At 54.3% G+C, this 14,487-nt stretch carries 14 protein-coding genes; 12 read left to right on the top strand and 2 right to left on the bottom strand.

Going from position 1 to position 14,487, the window contains the following annotated elements; translation table 11 throughout:
- The 10 genes from wbjC (at position 1) to fabF (ending at position 11,699) form a co-directional block, all read left to right on the top strand.
- A complete protein-coding gene (wbjC, locus tag AEQ67_RS26825; protein ID WP_059406791.1) occupies positions 1 to 1,119 on the top strand; it encodes a UDP-2-acetamido-2,6-beta-L-arabino-hexul-4-ose reductase in 1,119 nt (372 codons plus the stop codon).
- 451 nt (positions 1,120 to 1,570) lie between these two features.
- Complete coding sequence (gene wecB, locus AEQ67_RS26820) at positions 1,571 to 2,701, top strand: non-hydrolyzing UDP-N-acetylglucosamine 2-epimerase (protein ID WP_059406790.1); 1,131 nt, start codon at positions 1,571 to 1,573, stop codon at positions 2,699 to 2,701.
- Between the two features lie 5 nt (positions 2,702 to 2,706).
- Positions 2,707 to 3,927 (top strand): glycosyltransferase family 4 protein, encoded by a 1,221-nt coding sequence (locus AEQ67_RS26815; RefSeq protein ID WP_059406789.1) that lies wholly within the window; start codon positions 2,707 to 2,709, stop codon positions 3,925 to 3,927.
- Between the two features lie 55 nt (positions 3,928 to 3,982).
- Entirely contained in the window at positions 3,983 to 4,579 is a 597-nt protein-coding gene (locus AEQ67_RS26810) for a sugar transferase (RefSeq protein WP_059406788.1), read from the top strand.
- On the top strand, positions 4,576 to 5,202 hold the full coding sequence (locus tag AEQ67_RS26805; protein WP_059406787.1) for an acetyltransferase: 627 nt from the start codon (positions 4,576 to 4,578) through the stop codon (positions 5,200 to 5,202). The genes AEQ67_RS26810 and AEQ67_RS26805 overlap by 4 nt, the downstream gene beginning before the upstream one ends.
- Before the next feature lie 84 nt (positions 5,203 to 5,286).
- Positions 5,287 to 6,465, top strand: coding sequence for a DegT/DnrJ/EryC1/StrS family aminotransferase (locus tag AEQ67_RS26800; RefSeq protein ID WP_059406786.1), 1,179 nt, complete (start codon positions 5,287 to 5,289; stop codon positions 6,463 to 6,465).
- 482 nt (positions 6,466 to 6,947) lie between these two features.
- Positions 6,948 to 8,942, top strand: a complete 1,995-nt coding sequence (locus AEQ67_RS26795) for a polysaccharide biosynthesis protein (RefSeq protein ID WP_059406785.1) — start codon at positions 6,948 to 6,950, stop codon at positions 8,940 to 8,942.
- A gap of 112 nt (positions 8,943 to 9,054) precedes the next feature.
- Positions 9,055 to 9,390 carry a ComEA family DNA-binding protein gene (locus AEQ67_RS26790; RefSeq protein WP_059406784.1) on the top strand — a complete coding sequence of 112 codons (336 nt, stop codon included), beginning with the start codon at positions 9,055 to 9,057 and terminating at the stop codon, positions 9,388 to 9,390.
- Between the two features lie 207 nt (positions 9,391 to 9,597).
- Positions 9,598 to 10,392 carry an SDR family NAD(P)-dependent oxidoreductase gene (locus AEQ67_RS26785; RefSeq protein WP_059406783.1) on the top strand — a complete coding sequence of 265 codons (795 nt, stop codon included), beginning with the start codon at positions 9,598 to 9,600 and terminating at the stop codon, positions 10,390 to 10,392.
- A 32-nt stretch (positions 10,393 to 10,424) separates the two neighbouring features.
- Positions 10,425 to 11,699, top strand: coding sequence for a beta-ketoacyl-ACP synthase II (fabF, locus tag AEQ67_RS26780; RefSeq protein ID WP_059406782.1), 1,275 nt, complete (start codon positions 10,425 to 10,427; stop codon positions 11,697 to 11,699).
- Here fabF and AEQ67_RS26775 read toward each other — a convergent pair.
- Entirely contained in the window at positions 11,696 to 12,253 is a 558-nt protein-coding gene (locus AEQ67_RS26775) for a TetR/AcrR family transcriptional regulator (RefSeq protein ID WP_059406781.1), read from the bottom strand. The genes fabF and AEQ67_RS26775 overlap by 4 nt on opposite strands.
- A gap of 176 nt (positions 12,254 to 12,429) precedes the next feature.
- Here AEQ67_RS26775 and AEQ67_RS26770 point away from each other — a divergent pair, with 176 nt between their 5' ends.
- Both AEQ67_RS26770 and AEQ67_RS26765 read left to right on the top strand, forming a co-directional pair.
- Entirely contained in the window at positions 12,430 to 13,083 is a 654-nt protein-coding gene (locus tag AEQ67_RS26770; protein ID WP_059406780.1) for a GntR family transcriptional regulator, read from the top strand.
- Between the two features lie 15 nt (positions 13,084 to 13,098).
- Complete coding sequence (locus AEQ67_RS26765; RefSeq protein WP_059406779.1) at positions 13,099 to 13,947, top strand: urea carboxylase-associated family protein; 849 nt, start codon at positions 13,099 to 13,101, stop codon at positions 13,945 to 13,947.
- Between the two features lie 197 nt (positions 13,948 to 14,144).
- On the opposite strand, the gene AEQ67_RS34330 is transcribed toward AEQ67_RS26765, so the two are convergent.
- Positions 14,145 to 14,312, bottom strand: a complete 168-nt coding sequence (locus AEQ67_RS34330; protein WP_081744012.1) for a DUF2897 family protein — start codon at positions 14,310 to 14,312, stop codon at positions 14,145 to 14,147.
- Positions 14,313 to 14,487: the final 175 nt, after the last annotated feature.

Genomic DNA, 14,487 nt, shown 5'->3' with positions numbered 1-14,487 from the left:
ATGAAGGTTCTGATTACAGGTGCCAATGGCTTTGTCGGCCAGAATCTCATCGCACATTTGGACGAGAGAGCCGATGTCGAAGTGTTGCGGTTTACCCGAGAGCATTCGCTGAAGAGCTTGTCTGGGCTGGTTGCGCAGGTGGATTTCATTTTCCATTTGGCGGGCGTCAATCGCCCTCAGGATCCACAGGAATTCCATACCGGTAATACCGACCTGACCCGCGCGCTGTGCGAAGCAATCAGCGAGAGCGGACGGCAAGTGCCCGTGTTGTATACGTCCTCTACTCAGGCCGAGTTGGAAAATCCTTACGGCAGCAGCAAGCGTGGCGCCGAACAACTGTTGCTTGATCTAAAGTCCGCTAATGGATCTGCCGTTCACTTGTTCCGCTTACCCAATGTTTTCGGTAAGTGGGCACGGCCGAACTACAACTCGGCGGTGGCGACCTTTTGCAACAACATTGCCCGGGATCTTCCGATCCAGATCAACGATCCGCAGGCGCGTATTAATCTCGTTTACATCGACGATGTGGTTGCTCACTTCATCGCTGTTATGGATGGGAAAATTTCGGGCGAGCCGTTTGTCAGCGTCGAGCCTCAGTACAGCATCGCGGTGGGCGAACTCGCTGACCAGCTTTGCGCTTTCCGTGAAAGCCGCAAGACTATGATCACCGAGCCGGTGGGTACGGGTTTGGTCAGGGCTCTGTATTCCACCTACCTGAGTTATCTGCCGCCTGAAAGTTTCACTTATGATGTTCCGAAGTATGGTGATCCGCGTGGTGTTTTCGTGGAGATGCTGAAGACCCGGGATTCCGGTCAGTTCTCATATTTCACGGCTCACCCTGGTATTACTCGAGGGGGGCATTATCACCACTCGAAGACGGAAAAATTCCTTGTGATCAAAGGAGTTGCATGCTTTAGATTCCGTCATATTGTTTCAGGAGAATTTTACGAGTTATTTACGTCTGGAGAAAAACCAGAGATTGTCGAAACTGTCCCAGGTTGGACTCACGACATCACAAATACTGGCACGGAAGAAATGATCGTTATGCTTTGGGCTAATGAGATTTTTGATCGTGAAGCCCCTGATACCTATGCGCGACCGGTGGGTACAGAAGCGTAAAAATCGAATGCTCTGCTCAACTTTCTAGTGGGGCAGAGCTTCGTTATGTTTGTATCCGCTGTCCAAAATCTAAACTCCATATCATTCTAGTTGTTGATATGGAATGTGGTTTAGTGCTTTACCAGCATTTGGCTACTATTTTTATTCAAGTAATCGGCGGCTCCCCGAGCACGTGGATAGTTTCGCTGCTTTGGGGGTAGATTTGTATTTTTAGTACGTTGGGATGAGGGCGCGACCAGGCAAATTGGGTGAAATCAGGACCCTGGACAGGGTCATGTGCCTAGCGGCCAGCAACCTGGCAGCCCAACGTGGTCGTGGTGTAGCTACAGAGGCCACTCGTCGACTGATGACTTGGATCTGACCCTGAGTCTGCTGATCGATAGCGTTGGGGGCGGTTGCAGATTAGAATTGTCGATCGTTTTTATCACTTATTAAAATGTGACGTTTAAAAATGAAAAAACTGAAAGTCGTAACCGTAGTAGGAACCCGTCCGGAAATCATACGTTTATCACGCGTGATGGCCGCGCTGGACAAGCATTGCGACCATATCCTGGTGCATACGGGGCAGAATTACGATTATGAACTGAATGAGATCTTTTTTCAGGATCTAGGCATTCGTAAGCCTGATCATTTCTTGAACGCTGCCGGTGCATCGGGAGCGGAAACCATCGGTAACGTCATAATTTCGGTTGATCGGGTGCTTGCTGAAGTGGCACCGGAAGCGTTGCTGGTCTTGGGTGATACGAACAGCTGCATGGCGGTTATTCCCGCGAAGCGACGCAAGATACCAACATTTCACATGGAAGCCGGTAACCGATGCTTTGATATGCGGGTGCCCGAGGAAATAAACCGTCGTATTGTAGACCATACAGCGGATATCAATTTGACCTACAGCACTATAGCCCGCGACTATCTGCTGCGTGAAGGGCTCGCACCGGACATGGTTGTTAAGACGGGTAGCCCGATGTTTGAAGTGCTTAACTACTATCGTGAAGGCATTGATGCTTCGGATGTATTAGATCGTTTGGGTTTACAAGTTGGTCAATTTTTCATTGTAAGTGCGCATCGGGAAGAAAACATTGATTCGGATGACAACTTTCTAAAATTAGTAGATGTGCTCAACGCTGTAGCAAAAAACTATGACCTCCCGGTGATTGTTTCTACTCACCCGCGCACCCAAAAGCGAGTAGATGCATTAGGTATCATTTTCCACCCCAATGTTCGGTTGCTCAAACCGCTGGGCTTTAAGGACTATAACAAGTTGCAGCTGTCTTCGAAGGCAGCGTTGTCCGATAGCGGCACTATCAATGAAGAGTCTTCAATCCTTAACTTCCCTGCTTTGAACTTGCGAGAAGCTCATGAGCGTCCGGAAGGTATGGAGGAGGCAGCTGTCATGATGGTTGGCTTGGAAGTTGAACGGGTCTTGCAAGCGCTTCAATTGCTTGAGAGCCAAGGGCGAGATGATGTTCGCAGCCTGCGTCTTGTAGCGGACTACAGCATGCCTAACGTTTCTGAAAAAGTTGTCAGGATCATCCATAGCTATCGTGATTATGTCATGCGTACCGTCTGGAGAAGGTACTGACACGAATGGCTATACGTGTGCTATTGCTGACACAGTGGTTTGATCCCGAACCTACTTTTAAAGGCCTGGTTTTTGCGCGAGAGTTGGTTGCGCAAGGGTTTGAGGTCGAGGTCGTTACAGGGTTTCCCAATTACCCGGGCGGGAAGGTGTATGCGGGCTATAAAATCAGGCCTTTGCAGCGTGAGGTCATCGACGGTGTGAAGATTACGCGTCTCCCACTCTATCCAAGTCATGGACAGAGTGGTGTTGGACGATTGATCAACTACGCCAGCTTCGCGGCCAGTACTTTGTTTTATGGTCTTTTCGGTGCAAAAAAACCGGATGTGATTTATGCCTATCATCCGCCTTTGACTGTGGGCATCGCCGCCGCGTTTATACGTTTTTTTCGGCGAGTTCCGGTTGTTTACGACATCCAGGATATGTGGCCTGACACACTTCAGGCGACAGGGATGTTTTCCAACCAGAAACTCTTGAAAGTTGTCTCAAGTGTCTGCAATTGGGTATACCGTCATGTTGATCAGTTGGTGGTGCTGTCGCCTGGGTTCAAGCGCCTATTGATTGAGCGTGGGGTGCCGTCGAATAAAATCGATGTGATATACAACTGGTGCGCCGAAGATATGGTTCGTGCCACGTCTACCCACCTGCCTGCACATTTTCCAGACGCATCGAAGTTTCGAATTTTGTTTGCCGGAAACATGGGCAAGGCGCAGTCGCTGGAGACCGTCATTGAGGCTGCGCAGTTGCTTCAGGAACAAACAAATCAGGTAGCGTTGATTTTCCTCGGTGGGGGAGTGGAGGTTTCAAGGCTGCAGGCATTGGCAAAAAGTACCCAGTTGGACAATGTGTTTTTTCTTCCTGCCGTTCCTATGGGGGAAGTAGGTGTTTACCTATCGAGCGCCGACGCCCTACTGGTGCATTTGAAAAAAGATCCGTTGTTCACCATCACGATCCCCTCTAAAACTCAGGCTTACATGGCCGCGGGAAAGCCGATCTTGATGGCGGTAGACGGCGATGCCGCAGACCTTGTGCGCGACGCAGGTTGCGGTGTCGTCAGTGAGTCAGACAATCCGCGGGCGCTTGCGGATGCCATCTTGGCATTAATGCAGATCCCGGTGGAGGAGCGTAATCGAATGGCGGACAGTGGGCAGGCCTACTATCGCCAAAAGCTCTCCCTGTCTGTTGGTGCCGCGCGATTTGGCGAGCATTTTAAGCGGTTGTCCAAATAATCTTCGATGCTCTGTTTTATGTCTCGACGATAATCTAACTTTTCAAGGACGTCTGATGTCAAAACGCCTTTTCGATATTGTTGCCGCCGCAGCAGGATTGATCGTCTTGTCTCCTGTGATCGCGGTAGTCGCCTTCCTGATACGCAAGCGCTTGGGATCACCGGTTTTGTTCCGTCAGACCAGGCCGGGTCTGGATGGCAAACCCTTCGAGATGATCAAGTTTCGTACTATGCGTGATGCATTGGACGCCAATGGTAGCCCGTTACCCGACTCCGAGCGAATGACACCATTTGGCCATTTCCTTCGCTCCAGCAGCCTGGATGAGTTACCTGAATTGTGGAACGTAATCAAAGGTGATATGAGCTTGGTGGGGCCTCGTCCCCTGTTGATGGAATATCTGCCTTTGTATGATGAAACGCAGATGCGCCGGCACCAGGCGCGACCCGGTGTCACGGGGTGGGCCCAGATCAATGGTCGGAACGCGTTGTCCTGGGAAGAAAAATTCAAGCTCGATGTCTGGTATGTAGACCACCAATCTCTGTGGCTCGACCTGAAGATCATCTTCCTCACTATCAAAAAGGTTTTGATCAGGGACGGTATCAGTGCCGAAGGTGAAGTAACGATGAGTAAGTTCACCGGGACGAAAAAATGAAGAGGCTCGCGATTCTCGGTGCCAGCGGTCATGGCAAGGTAGTGGCGGATACAGCTGAGTGTTGCGGCTGGCAGACAATCGAGTTTTTTGATGATGCCTGGCCTCAAGTGGCATCCAACGGAGTATGGCCGGTGGTGGGCACCACTAACGATTTGCTCAAGCGTGCGCGGGAATTCGATGGTGTCCTGGTTGCTATTGGCAACAATAGTGTCCGTCGAACCAAAATTGATCAGCTGAAAGCTGTTGGTGCCCAACTGCCTGTCCTCGTACATCCGGCTTCGATCGTGAGCCGGTACGCTACGATTGGACCCGGAACGGTGATTTTTGGGTCTGCAGTGGTTAATGCGTACGCCTCGGTTGGCGAAGGATCAATCTTGAACACTGGCTGTAGTGTCGATCACGACTGCATAGTTGGCGCTTGTGTGCATATCAGTCCAGGGGCCAGGCTGGCAGGAGCCATTAGCGTAGGCGACGAAAGTTGGATTGGTATCGGCGCCAGTATTCGGCAGGTGCTTAAGATTGGTTCCAACGTGATCGTTGGGGCAGGTGCCGCAGTGGTCTGCGATATCTCTGATAATATGACGGTGACTGGGGTGCCTGCTCGAGTGATTGACAGATCCTGAGTTTCTAACGGTAGGGATTAGGTGGCCGGATGTTTAGTTGAATAATCGGCGCTTCTTTTTAATTTTGGATGACAGGTAAAAACCGTGCTGAATACCCCGTTTTCTCCTTGGCCTTCGTTCACTGAGGAAGAGGCCAATGCTGTTCGCGATGTAGTGCTTTCCAATAAAGTCAACTATTGGACGGGACAGGAATGTCGTGAGTTTGAGAAAGAGTTCGCTGCATGGACAGGCACTGAATATGCCGTTGCGGTGGCAAATGGCACGGTTGCACTCGATCTAGCGCTAGTTGCCTTGGGAATCGGACCGGGAGACGAAGTTGTCGTCACACCTCGCACTTTCCTCGCCTCGGTTTCCAGTATTGTCAATGCGGGGGCTACTCCGGTATTTGCCGAGGTGGACCGCGATACTCAGAATTTCACCGCACAAACCATCCAGTCGGTGCTAACGCCTCGCACTCGTGCTGTGATCTGTGTACATCTCGCAGGATGGCCATGTGACATGGACCCAATCATGGAGCTGGCTGCCTCGCATGGCTTCAAGGTGATCGAGGATTGCGCCCAGGCGCACGGAGCGAAATACAAAGGCCGTCCAGTAGGCTCTATCGGTCATATAGGGGCATGGTCGTTCTGCCAGGACAAGATCATGACTACAGGTGGCGAAGGTGGCATGGTCACAACCAATGATCGAAGCCTTTGGCTGAAAATGTGGTCGTTCAAGGACCATGGCAAGAGTTGGGAGGCGATCTATGAGCGTGAGCACCCACCAGGTTTCCGTTGGTTGCATGAAAGTTTCGGGACGAACTGGCGCATGCTTGAGATGCAGGCAGTTATAGGCCGGATCCAGTTGCGTCGCATGCCCGAGTGGCAAGCACGACGTATCTCTTTTGCAGAACGCATTTGGTCATGCGCTCGTGAGCTCAAGGGGCTGCGTGTTCCTGTCGTTCCTACCCATTGCACTCACGCCGCTTATAAGTGCTATGTGTTTGTCGAGCCGCAGTTGTTGAAGACTGACTGGAGTCGCGATCGCATCCTCAACGAAATCGCAGCGCTTGGTGTTCCATGTTTCTCTGGTTCTTGCTCTGAGGTGTACCTCGAGAAGGCTTTTGACGATACAGGCTGGCGACCTGAGGCTCGAATGCCTGTCGCGAAGGAATTGGGTGAGACGAGCCTGATGTTCCTTGTACACCCGACGCTGACCGAGGCTGAAATTGACAAGACCTGTGAAGTGATCGGAAGCGTTATGCGCCAGGCACTTAAAGCATAAGGTCGTTTGCTCTCGGCCATCTGCAAATCGCGGGGGTGTTATTTGCTCACCCCTGCAGCTTGCGTGCGTTTCCCTGGGTGCTTTCTGATGACCCTTGTCGCGAGCCTCATGCTCGCAGCCCGATGAATATTCCCCTCGCACGAAGATCACATTGTGCTCAGCTTTCTCATCGTGTCACCGCCCTCAAACTATTTCGCATTCACTTTGATCTTGGTTGAATAGGCATGTTTTGGGAGGCGCAGGAAGCGGTTTTCTAGGTATGATATCCGGCGTATTTTCGCTTCAGGCAGCCTAGGCCGCCCCGGGTATTTTTGTGGGAGGGGCTCGGTCTCTAGGGCATGAATCGTGTGATCCTGGCCTATATTCCACTACTGATTCTTGCTTTCAGATTTCCAGGCAACGGAACAGGAAAAAAATTAGCGAGTACAACTATTACATTCAAGCGCGTGCTGTTTAAATGTTGCAAAAGGTGATTGAGGGTTATGGATAAGATAAGAACATATTTGCTGAGCCTTCCTCGGCATCGCAAGCGCGTCCTGCAAGTAATCGCTGATATTGTACTGGTCTGGGTAGCGTTGTGGATGTCCTTTGTCGTCCGTCTAGGCCTGGACGAAATGATCAATCCTCTCACTCAGCATTTTTGGTTATTCCTGACAGCACCGGCCATTGCCATTCCTTTATTTGTGCGCTTTGGACTGTACCGGGCGGTGATGCGCTACTTTGGTAATGACGCGCTGATCGCAATCATTAAAGCCGTTAGTTTGTCGGCACTGATTCTTGGTGTCGCAGTGTATTGGTATAGCAACCACCAGTTTGTCGTCCCCCGTTCAATCATTTTCAATTACTGGTGGTTAAGCTTGATCATGGTAGGTGGGCTGCGCCTGGCCATGCGTCAGTACTTCCTGGGTGACTGGTTTGCTGCGGCGCAGCATGTGCCTTTCACCAACCGGGATGACGGGTTGCCAAAAGTTGCAATTTTTGGTGCTGGTGCAGCAGGAAACCAATTGGTTGCTGCGTTGCGCATGGGGCGGATCATGCGCCCAGTTGCTTTTATAGACGATGACAGCAGTATCGCCAATCGGGTCATTTCCGGGCTGCAGGTTTACAAGCCCAAACATATCCAACAGATGATCGATGAGACAGGCGCGCAGGAAATTTTGCTGGCAATCCCTTCTGCCACTCGCGGCCGTCGCCGGGAAATTCTAGGTTTCCTGGAAGATTTTCCGCTCCATGTTCGAAGCGTCCCTGGCTTCATGGATCTGGCCAGTGGCCGGGTTAAAGTCGACGATATTCAGGAAGTGGATATTGCTGACCTGCTTGGGCGTGATGCTGTTCCGGCCCAGGGTGATTTACTTGAACATTGCATCAAGGGTAAGTCAGTGCTGGTCACGGGGGCTGGTGGTTCTATCGGCTCCGAACTGTGCCGTCAGATTCTAGCGTTGCATCCCACCACGCTTTTGTTGTTTGAACATGGCGAGTTCAATCTTTACAGTATCTTCTCCGAGCTTGAGCAGCGGATCGCCCGAGAGTCCTTATCGGTTCGTATTTTGCCGATTCTGGGTTCAGTACGTAATCCGGAAAAACTGCTGGATGTCATGAAAACCTGGCATGTGGACACGGTGTATCACGCCGCGGCCTATAAGCATGTGCCAATGGTTGAACACAATATAGCGGAAGGCGTGCTCAATAATGTTATTGGCACTCTTAATACCGCTCAGGCAGCGCTGAAAGCGGGTGTTGCCAACTTTGTGTTGATCTCCACAGACAAGGCGGTTCGGCCTACAAACGTAATGGGCAGCACTAAAAGACTCGCCGAATTGACGCTGCAGGCGCTCAGTCGAGAGTTGGCGCCGGTGTTGTTTGGCGACACGACCAACGTCTCCCGCGTCAACAAGACACGCTTCACTATGGTTCGTTTCGGTAATGTCCTGGGTTCGTCCGGCTCGGTCATTCCGTTGTTTCATAAGCAGATCAAATCCGGCGGACCATTGACTGTCACACATCCAAAGATCACTCGTTACTTCATGACAATTCCTGAAGCGGCGCAGTTGGTGATTCAGGCAGGTTCGATGGGGCAAGGCGGTGATGTATTTGTGCTGGACATGGGAGAACCCGTAAAAATTGTCGAGCTTGCCGAAAAGATGATTCATCTGTCCGGCTTGAGTGTTCGGTCGGAAAAAAACAAGCAAGGCGATATCTCCATTGAGTTCACGGGTCTGCGTCCTGGTGAAAAGCTCTACGAAGAACTGTTGATCGGTGACAACGTAGCCGCCACCCAGCACCCGATGATAATGAGTGCCAATGAGGATCACTTGCCTTGGGATATGCTCAAGGTGAAGCTGACAGAACTGCTCAGTGCTGTTGAACAGGATGACTACACACGCGTCCGTCAACTGCTGCGCGAAACCGTCAGCGGCTACACCCCCGACGGCGATATCGTTGACTGGATTTACCAGCAACGTCGCCTAGAGCCCTGATTGTTTCACATCCTGTAACGGACACATTTTTGACAGGCTCCATACATCGCCTAAGTTTGGGAGGCAGCTTCGGAAAAGCTGCTTTCTCAATTGATCTCATGGAGCGTCATTTATGCGTACTGGCTATTTCTACTCTCTGGTTTTTGCCCTGCTCACCAGCGCCTCTATCGGCGCAATCGCCGCACCGGCAGCGAAGCCTGATACTGGCAATGCCCCTCTCGTGCAAGAAGTTTCCCCCAAGACAGAGTCCGGCAAGGTCGATCTGAATCAGGCCGACGCGCCAACCCTGCAGCGCGAGTTGTCGGGTGTGGGAGAGGCCAAAGCCAAGGCGATTGTTGCCTATCGTGAGAGTAATGGGCCGTTTGCGTCCCTCGACGAACTGCTCGAAGTGAAAGGGATCGGTAAAGCCATTCTGGATAAGAATCGCGAGAAGCTAGAGGTGAACTAAGCTTGTAGATCAACGCCAAGGGGCCGGTCATTGACCGGCCTTTTTTCATTCTGGAGCACGCTGCGAGGTTGTGCCTTCCGTCGCCACTAGAAAAATTACGACTATCATATGAGCCTTTGATTATGCCTATAATAAAACAAGCATCCGCCAAAGCGTCCTGAGATTCAGGCGCTTGTCTTTCCTTCAAGCACTTCCAGGAGCACAGTCATGACGTCTACTCAGTCCCAAGGTACAGCCCTCGTCACCGGTGCTTCTTCCGGTATTGGCGCAATCTATGCTGAGCGGTTGGCGGCGCGTGGTTTTGATGTGTTGCTGGTTGCTCGCGACGAGCAGCGACTGGAAGCGGCGGCGACCAAGTTGCGCGCCGAGCATGGTGTTCAGGTGGAAGTGCTCAAGGCGGACCTGACGCAAAAGGATGATGTGCTCAAGCTTGAGCAGCGCCTTCGCAGTGATTCGAGTATCAGCCTGTTGCTGAACAACGCCGGTGTCGCGGCGGATGGTTTGCTGGCCAATGCCGACATGGATCAGCTGGAACGCTTGATTCAACTGAACGTCACTACGGTCACGCGGTTGGCTTCGGCAGCGGCTGCCAGCTTCGCCAAGGCCGGTCGGGGTACGATCATCAATATCGCTTCGGTGGTGGCGTTGTTTCCTGAGCGTTTCAATGCAACGTACACCGCGAGCAAGGCTTATGTGTTAAGTCTGACCCAATCGTTGAACGCTGAGCTGGATGGCACAGGGGTCAAGGTCCAAGCGGTGTTGCCAGGCGTAACACGCACCGAAATCTGGGAACGCTCCGGTATCGATGCGACCCAGATCCCGGCGGATATGGTCATGGAAGCGGAGGAGATGGTCGATGCGGCGTTGGCCGGTCTGGACCAGGGGGAATTGGTCACCATTCCTTCGTTGCCGGATGCCGCCGACTGGGATGCTTTCGTTGCGGCGCGTCATGTGATGGCGCCGAATCTTTCCAAAAGCAAGGCCGCCTCGCGTTACAAGTGAGGTGTCATCAATCGGCTTGAGGTAGTTGCGGTATGAGTGATCGTCGAGTGGTTGTAACGGGCATGGGCCTGGTGTCTCCGCTGGGTAGCGGTGTCGAAGCCGTTTGGGAGCGCCTGTTGGCCGGACGTTCCGGGTTGCGCAATTTGCCGGACGAGGTGGTTGCCGATCTGCCGGCGAAAGTCGGCGGCGCAGTGCCAACCCTGGCTGACGATGCCGAGGCGGGTTTTGACCCGGACCGGGCACCGCCGCCCAAAGAGCAGAAGAGGATGGACCGTTTCATTATGTTCGCCATGGAAGCGGCGCGGCAGGCGCTGGCGCAAGCCGGGTGGCAGGCGCAGGACGCCAATGCCCAAGAGCGCACGGCAACCATTATCGGTTCTGGCGTGGGTGGTTTCGGCGCGATTGCGGATGCGGTGCGCACCACGGACAGCCGTGGGCCGCGACGCTTGTCACCGTTCACTATTCCGTCGTTTCTGGTCAACCTCGCCGCGGGTCATGTGTCGATCCAGCACGGTTTCAAAGGCCCATTGGGCGCGCCGGTCACGGCGTGCGCGGCCGGCGTGCAGGCGATTGGCGACGCGGCGCGACTGATTCGTTGTGGTGAGGCGGCCATTGCAGTGGGCGGCGGCGCAGAAGCGGCGATCGATCGCGTCAGCCTCGCCGGGGTTGCCGCAGCACGGGCCTTGTCCAGCGGGTACCACGAAACTCCGGAACGGGCTTCACGGCCGGTCGACAGTGGCCGCGGTGGTTTTGTCATGGGCGAAGGCGCCGGGCTTCTGGTGATTGAATCCCTGGAGCATGCCTTGGCTCGCGGCGCTCAACCCTTGGCGGAACTGGTCGGCTACGGCACCAGCGCTGATGCCTATCACCTGACGGCGGGTCCCGAGGATGGCAGCGGGGCGCGGCGGGCGATGTCGCAGGCCTTGGCGCAGGCGGGTGTTTCGCCGGCGCAGGTGCAGCATCTTAATGCTCATGCCACGTCGACCCCGGTTGGGGATCTGGGCGAACTGGCGGCGATCAAGGCGTTGTTCGGCGCAGATAACAAGATTGCGGTGACGTCGACCAAGTCGGCTACCGGGCATTTGCTTGGTGCAGCAGGCGGGATCGAGGCGATCTTTACGTTGTTGGCCATTCGCGACCAGATCGTGCCGGCAACCCTCAATTTCGATAACCCGGACCCTGCCGCCGAAGGCGTGGACATCGTTCACGGTCAGGCGCGGCCGATGGCCATCGAGTATGCGTTATCCAACGGCTTCGGGTTTGGCGGGGTGAACGCCAGCGTGCTGTTCAAGCGCTGGGAGGGTTAATCGCGGGGTTGTTTGAGATACTCGCGAGTGACATCGAGAATCCGCTGAGCCAGCTCAGGATTCTCGACACTGCGCGATAGCAGCAACGCCCCGACCAGCGTCGACATGATGACGATGCTGCGGTCGGCGGCGTCCTCGCCTTCAAGGGTGCCTCGCACCTGTTCGAGCCGTGCGTTGAGCACCACGTCAGTGGTCGGGCTCGGCTGCCCGCGCATACCGAGTTCCGATGACATGGTCAGCAATGGGCAACCTTCATGCGGTGAAGTCTGGTGCCATTCGGACAAATAGGTATCGATGAACGCTTCGAGCGGACGTTCCTGGGCGAACAGATCGGCACACACCACGTCCACTTCATCGCCGGCGGCTTGCAAGGCCTTTTCCACCAGTTCGTCCTTGGATTTGAAATGCGAGTAAAAGCCGCCGTGCGTCAAGCCCAGTGCTTTCATCAGCGGTTGCAGGCCCGTCGCGCCAATGCCATCGCGGCGAAAACGCGCTGAAGCTTCCTTGATAATGCGTTCGTGAGTCTGGGCTTTATGGTCCTGCGAGTAACGCATGTCGAATCTCCGCAACAATGCGCCATCTTAACCAATGAAAGTAAGATGGTGACTGTACTTCTACTTCTAAAAAGCATGCAGATGCGTCCAACTCCGTCGTAAACGATTCAGTAAGGTGGCACGAATAGTGATTACTCGTTGACTAACGATTGTTGAACAATCACGAGGCAATAAGCATGAGCAGCGGACTGTCCCTGGCCGACCACATCACACTGGAGTTGCGCGCTGACATCATCGGCGGCCGTTTGCTGCCCGGCATGGCGCTGGTGGAAAACGATCTGGTGTCTGCCTACAACGCCTCCCGCAACACTATTCGCGAAGCGCTGCATCGTTTGGGGCAGGAAGGACTGACACGTTATGTGCGCAACAAAGGCGTGATGGTGCGCAGGCTGGGCGTCGATGATGTGCGGGACCTATTCAAGGTTCGTCGCACCCTTGAATTGCAGGCCATCAGCGCGAGTCAGCCGCTGCGCGACTATCAGTCCGACCGAATGCTTGAATCCCTGGAGGCCACGGAGCTGGCCCGGGAGCGCGAAGACTGGCGCGCCGTCGGCACCCACAGCCTGGCATTTCATCAACACATCGTCGGGTTGCTGCGCAGCCCACTGTTCGACGAGTTCTTCACCAACGTCGTCGCGCAATTGCGCCTGGTGTTTTGCAGCGCGCCCGACGAATCGAGCTTTCAGGCGCCCTGGCTTGCGCGCGACCGGCAGATACACGACTTGCTGGCCGAGGGCGACAAACCCGCGGCCGAAGACGCCATGAGCCTGTATCTCGACGATTCCGAACAACTCCTGTTGCAGTTGCTTGCTCCGATTTCCCATCACTGATCGAGGATTCGTGCCATGTACAAAGACTATCCGGCGGCCTATCAAGTCAGCAAAGGCTCGGCCTTGCAGGTGGACAAAGCGTTCTATGAGCGGATCCGCGACACCAAGGACGGGCGTACGCTGATCGAATCCTTCGAGGTTCCGATCCGCACCGGTCGCGCCTGGAAAGTGCCGGCCGGACATGTGTTCAGGGTCACGACGCCTGTTGGCCCGCAAGTCGGCGATTTCAACGTCTGGAACGCCAACGATCCGCGCGAACGCTTATGGGCGGCGCGGACCCGGCAGCTACAGGGCGCGCATGTCAGCACCCATGACCGGCTGTGGTCGAACCTGCCTTTTCTGCGGCCGCTGGTGACCATCACCGACGACAGCCTGGCCGGTTACGGCATCGACGAACATGGCGGCCGGTTGCACGATTTGCTGGGTACGCGCTGTGATCCCTATGTGAACAAAATGCTCACCGGCGAAGATTTCCATCATCACTGTCACTCGAACCTGACGCGTGCAGTGTTGCCTCATGGCCTGACCGAGTTCGACGTGCACGATGTGTTGAACATTTTCCAGTGCACCGGCTTGAACCACGACGATATGTACTTCATGAAAGCCTGTCCGGCACAGAAGGGTGACTACCTGGAGTTTTTTGCCGAGATCGACTTGTTGTGCGCGCTGTCCACTTGCCCGGGTGGCGATCTGTCGCTGGCGATGTGGGGGCCGGATGCGCAGGATCCGCTGAGCGTGTGTCGACCGCTCGGGGTGGAGATTTATCGGTTGGAGGATTCATTGCTCCAAGGCTGGAGCCAGCCTGAGCGTGCAGCGTACAAAGGGCTGCATGGCTTGCACATCGCCAAGGCGGATTGGGAATAACGACAAGAAGACCTCGAAACACCCACAACCTGTAGCAGCTGGCGAAGCCTGCGTTCGGCTGCGCAGCAGTCGTAAATCCAGTTAACGCGGTTTACCTGATTCACCGCATTCGCTGACTTTACGACTGCTGCGCAGCCGAACGCAGGCTTCGCCAGCTGCTACAAATTGACGTTCGGCACCGTTCAAACGGCGTTGTTTTAGCGGTCCTGAGCTTCCTTGGCATCCATTTCCGCATTGCGTTCGGCGACGCGTTTACGTTGCTCTTCGGTCAGATCGACCTTGGTGGCGGTGTCACGCAACATCATCAAACCGCCAACGATCGAGCCGATTGCAACGACCAGAATCAACCAGGCATACCAGGGCATAAGGCTCTCCTTGAGGGCAGGCCGATTGGCGGGTTTCGCCAATCGATCGTGCATACCACTTTGAGCGATTGGATTTCGCAGTGGTTCCATTCTATGCCTGTTACGCCCCCCTGCCTCGCACATTCCCTGTAGGAGCTGCCGAAGGCTGCGATCTTTTGACTTTGGCGTAAGTCGC

The sequence above is a fragment of the Pseudomonas sp. RIT-PI-q genome, from assembly GCF_001297125.1.
Taxonomy (GTDB): Bacteria; Pseudomonadota; Gammaproteobacteria; order Pseudomonadales; family Pseudomonadaceae; genus Aquipseudomonas.
This window is presented reverse-complemented; position numbering and strand designations above follow the sequence as displayed.

Bases quoted from the DNA above. Each gene is read 5' to 3' on its own strand.
- wbjC (WP_059406791.1), top strand. From the start codon at position 1: ATGAAGGTTCTGATTACAGGTGCCAATGGCTTTGTCGGCCAGAATCTC.
- wecB (WP_059406790.1), top strand. From the start codon at position 1,571: ATGAAAAAACTGAAAGTCGTAACCGTAGTAGGAACCCGTCCGGAAATC.
- AEQ67_RS26815 (WP_059406789.1), top strand. From the start codon at position 2,707: ATGGCTATACGTGTGCTATTGCTGACACAGTGGTTTGATCCCGAACCT.
- AEQ67_RS26810 (WP_059406788.1), top strand. From the start codon at position 3,983: ATGTCAAAACGCCTTTTCGATATTGTTGCCGCCGCAGCAGGATTGATC.
- AEQ67_RS26805 (WP_059406787.1), top strand. From the start codon at position 4,576: ATGAAGAGGCTCGCGATTCTCGGTGCCAGCGGTCATGGCAAGGTAGTG.
- AEQ67_RS26795 (WP_059406785.1), top strand. From the start codon at position 6,948: ATGGATAAGATAAGAACATATTTGCTGAGCCTTCCTCGGCATCGCAAG.
- AEQ67_RS26790 (WP_059406784.1), top strand. From the start codon at position 9,055: ATGCGTACTGGCTATTTCTACTCTCTGGTTTTTGCCCTGCTCACCAGC.
- AEQ67_RS26785 (WP_059406783.1), top strand. From the start codon at position 9,598: ATGACGTCTACTCAGTCCCAAGGTACAGCCCTCGTCACCGGTGCTTCT.
- fabF (WP_059406782.1), top strand. From the start codon at position 10,425: ATGAGTGATCGTCGAGTGGTTGTAACGGGCATGGGCCTGGTGTCTCCG.
- AEQ67_RS26775 (WP_059406781.1), bottom strand. From the start codon at position 12,253: ATGCGTTACTCGCAGGACCATAAAGCCCAGACTCACGAACGCATTATC.
- AEQ67_RS26770 (WP_059406780.1), top strand. From the start codon at position 12,430: ATGAGCAGCGGACTGTCCCTGGCCGACCACATCACACTGGAGTTGCGC.
- AEQ67_RS26765 (WP_059406779.1), top strand. From the start codon at position 13,099: ATGTACAAAGACTATCCGGCGGCCTATCAAGTCAGCAAAGGCTCGGCC.
- AEQ67_RS34330 (WP_081744012.1), bottom strand. From the start codon at position 14,312: ATGCCCTGGTATGCCTGGTTGATTCTGGTCGTTGCAATCGGCTCGATC.